Raw genomic sequence first — 3,493 nt, forward strand, 5'->3', positions numbered from 1 at the left:
GATCTGCCCCGTCTATCGCGCCTAGTTGGGACGATCAAAAAGTATTCGAATAAAAAATTTACGAGCGCGAAGGTGCGGCTGGGCTTCGGTGCGGTGGATATCGAAAATATCGCGCGCGCCGTACAAAGCGCAGGAGCCGATTTTATCGCGATTCACGGACGCACCAGAGCGGGCGGATACAGCGCGGCGGTGGATTACGGCGCGATCGCAAGAGCTAAACGCGCGCTGCAAATCCCCGTGATCGCAAACGGCGACATAGACTCCGCCAATGCGCTAGCGGTGCGAGATCTTAGCGGTGCAGATGCGCTGATGATCGGTCGCGCGGTAATCGGCAGACCCTGGATCTTTCGCGAGATTAAAACGGGCGAGCGGGCAAGCGACGCGCTAAAAAGGGAGGTCGTGCTCTATCATTTCGCTCAAATGCTAAGCCATTACGGCGTGCGCGGCGTAGCGATATTTCGCAAGCATCTGCACGAATACTCCAAGGGGCGCGAAAACGCCGCAAGCTTTCGCGAGCAGATCAACCACGTCGCCGCCGAGAGCGAAATGACTCGGCTGATCGAGGAATTCTTTAGCTAAATTTAGAATTTTAGGAGCTTTGATGATTATTTTAAAAATTATAGCCTGCGCGTTTTCGATGGGTTTTTGCTTGATGTGCATTTCAAGTTTAATGGGTTTTTTTATAGGGCAGATTTTTGACACATCTAGCGTCTGGGATGACGACCCCCTAGAATGGCTGCAGAAAAAATTCGCATATTTCCTATTTTTGTGGATATTTTCCTGCGGGGTTTGTGCGGTGCTTGCCAAAAAGCTAAAGGATTTTGATAGGCTTGTGAATTTTTTCGTCAATCTGTTTTTGCCGATCGTGGCGATTTGGATACTATCGCCATTTTTAGGGATGATGATTGTGGCGTTGATTGTTTCAGATTTGCATCTTGCCACGTTTTATTCCTCATTGCTTAGCGCATTAATATTTATCCTTCTTTTTATGATCATCGTAAGAGAGGTCTTAAAGCAGATTTATCCGCCCAAGTCCTAGCGCGCGAAATTTTAAAATTTCGCGCAGAGCTTTGCCGCGAAATTCTCGCCTGCCGCCTATAATCACAGCCCGCGCGTTAAAAGGCGAGGGCGTTAAAATTTAAGGAGAAATTATGCAAAATATCTACATCATCGGCGACGTACACGGCTGCTACAGATCGCTTTTGGCGTTAATAGAGCAGCTGCCGCATAAATTTGATAGTAAAATTTGCTTCGTGGGCGATCTGATCGACCGAGGCCCTGCGAGCGCGGATGTAGTTGAATTTGTGCGTGCTCGCGGATACGACGCGGTGATGGGCAACCACGAAAAGCGCTTTGTAAGCAACGCAAAAACTGCCCTAAGGTGCGCAAAGACGGGCAAATTTACGAGCTCAAACGACCCTTACGCATTTTTTAGCTTGGATGAAAGCTGGCTATTTAATAACGGCGGAGAGGCGACGCTGGCGTCGTATTATCGCCATGGAGGCGCGAGGCAATGCAAGGAGCATCTGCGGTTTGTCTCGCGGCTGCCGATTTACCTGGAGTATGATTTGCGTGATGAAAGCGGTCGCGCCCTCGTCGTATCGCACTCCGCGGTAGGGCGTATGTGGCGGCTCAGACACGATGCAGAGCGCGCGAAAAGCTTCGCAGCTCACGTGCTAAGCGGGCGCGGAGACGATAGCTCGAATGATGGAATTTTTAACGTCTACGGGCACACGCCGGTGAAAAAGCCCGTCATTACGGAATTTAGCGCAAATATCGATCTGGGCTGTGTTTATAAAAAGCACTGGGGCGAGAAGGCGAGACTTTGCGCGCTTGAGTTCCCCTCAAAGAAAATTTTTACGCAAGAATGCATAGATTTTTGAGTTTGTATCGGGATAGCGCGGATTAAAATTTAAATTTGCGTAGGCTATTTGAAGGCGAAATTTAGAATTTAAAGGCGAGTTTTTGCCGCGCTCGTCGCGCAGCCTAGCCGTACGGGTAAATTTTAAATAATATCCCTTAGCTTGCGTGCTTCATACATCCACGCCTCAAGCTCATCCCAGCGCTCGTCACGAATCATCTGCACGCAAAGATCAAGCTCGTTTTTAAAAGCGTCGATCGCGCCCAGTAGGTTCGTGCGGTTTTGCTTAAAAATATCGACCCACATCTGCGGCGAGCTTTTGGCGATACGGCTCATGCCCGAAAAGCTACCGCCGGCTAAATTTATAATATTGCGGCGATTTTCCTCTTTTAGCACGCTATTTACGAGCGAGTAGCTGATCGCATGCGGCAGGTGCGAGATGAGCGCCACGTGGTGATCGTGGCTTTTTGCGTCCATAAATACGATCTTCATCCCCGCGAACGAAAAAATTTCGACCGCTCGTTTGATATGCACTTCGTCTGCGCCGTGATCGTCGCAGATGACGACTACTGCACCGTTTAAAAGCTCTTTAAACGCCGCTTGCGGGCCGGAATTTTCAGTGCCCGCCATCGGGTGAGCTGCGATGAAATTTCGTCTGATCTGCGGCGGGCAGTTTTGCAAAATTTTAAATTTCGTGCTTCCCAGATCAATGATCGTCGTTTCACTTCTGCAGTCGTTTAGTTTTTGCAACGTCTCAATAATTGCCTCCACGGGGATTGCGAGAAAGATCGCGTCGCAGCTTTGCTTCATCTGCTCCAGACTTAAAATTTCATGCACGAGCCCGAGTCGCAGAGCCTCTTTTTCATTTTCACGGCTGATGTCGCAGCCGTAGACGGCGCTGATGATTTTGGTGCTCTTTAGACACAGCCCTAAAGAGCCTCCGATGAGACCCAAGCCGATAATTCCTATCTTCATAAAATTCCTTTTTGATATATGCAAGTTTTAATTTTAATGTGGTATTATACGCAAATTATTTTCGTTTTTAGGTAAAATTTTATGAAAAAAAGCGTTTTTTTACTCTTAGTAGGCGGGATTTCCGTGGCGTGCGCCGCACAGATCAAATCCATTAAATTTGAAGGTCTTAGACATCTCTCTCCGCAGGTCGCACAGCAAATTTCAGGGCTTAAGGTAGGCGATGAGCTTAACGGCGAAAACACCAATGCTGCGATCTCGAAGCTATTTGAGCAGGGCTATTTCAGCGACGTTTATATCAGCGAACAAGGCGGCGCGGTCACGATCAATGTAACCGAAAAGCCGACCATCGCCAAGGTCGAGATCAAAAACGTAGTTACCAATGATCGCGACAAGATCAATGAGCTCATCGGTTTGCGTCCGGGTCAGGTTTACGATGAGGTGGCGGCTAAAAAAGCGGAGACCCGCATCAAGCAATACTACGAAGTCAAGGGCTTTTTCGACACCGTGGTGGAATTTTATCCAAAGCCGATAAACGACGATAAATCGGTCATCTTGCTAACGATCGAGGTAAATCGCGGCGAAAATATCATCATCAATAAGGTAAATTTAATAGGCGCAGACAAGCTTGATTATGACGATATAGAGCCATCCGTCGCC

At 48.4% G+C, this 3,493-nt stretch carries 5 protein-coding genes; 4 read left to right on the forward strand and 1 reads right to left on the reverse strand.

Annotated elements, in window-relative coordinates:
* From Q0256_RS01100 to Q0256_RS01110, 3 genes are all read left to right on the forward strand, one after another.
* Positions 1 to 579, forward strand: a 579-nt coding sequence (locus Q0256_RS01100; RefSeq protein ID WP_297959240.1) for a tRNA-dihydrouridine synthase, incomplete at its 5' end; no start/stop codon positions are given.
* 22 nt (positions 580 to 601) lie between these two features.
* Positions 602 to 1,039 carry a hypothetical protein gene (locus Q0256_RS01105; RefSeq protein WP_297959242.1) on the forward strand — a complete coding sequence of 146 codons (438 nt, stop codon included), beginning with the start codon at positions 602 to 604 and terminating at the stop codon, positions 1,037 to 1,039.
* Between the two features lie 112 nt (positions 1,040 to 1,151).
* The gene (locus Q0256_RS01110; protein WP_297959244.1) at positions 1,152 to 1,883 is read left to right on the forward strand and encodes a metallophosphoesterase; all 732 of its coding nucleotides are present in this window, start codon (positions 1,152 to 1,154) and stop codon (positions 1,881 to 1,883) included.
* Between the two features lie 122 nt (positions 1,884 to 2,005).
* Here the strand turns inward: Q0256_RS01110 and Q0256_RS01115 are convergent, their stop codons facing one another.
* Positions 2,006 to 2,836 (reverse strand): prephenate dehydrogenase, encoded by an 831-nt coding sequence (locus tag Q0256_RS01115; RefSeq protein WP_297959246.1) that lies wholly within the window; start codon positions 2,834 to 2,836, stop codon positions 2,006 to 2,008.
* 81 nt (positions 2,837 to 2,917) lie between these two features.
* Here Q0256_RS01115 and Q0256_RS01120 point away from each other — a divergent pair.
* The coding region (locus tag Q0256_RS01120; protein ID WP_297959248.1) for a POTRA domain-containing protein at positions 2,918 to 3,493 on the forward strand (576 nt) is incomplete at its 3' end.

Origin of the sequence: uncultured Campylobacter sp. (genome assembly GCF_937949835.1) — a bacterium.
Taxonomy (GTDB): Bacteria; Campylobacterota; Campylobacteria; order Campylobacterales; family Campylobacteraceae; genus Campylobacter_B.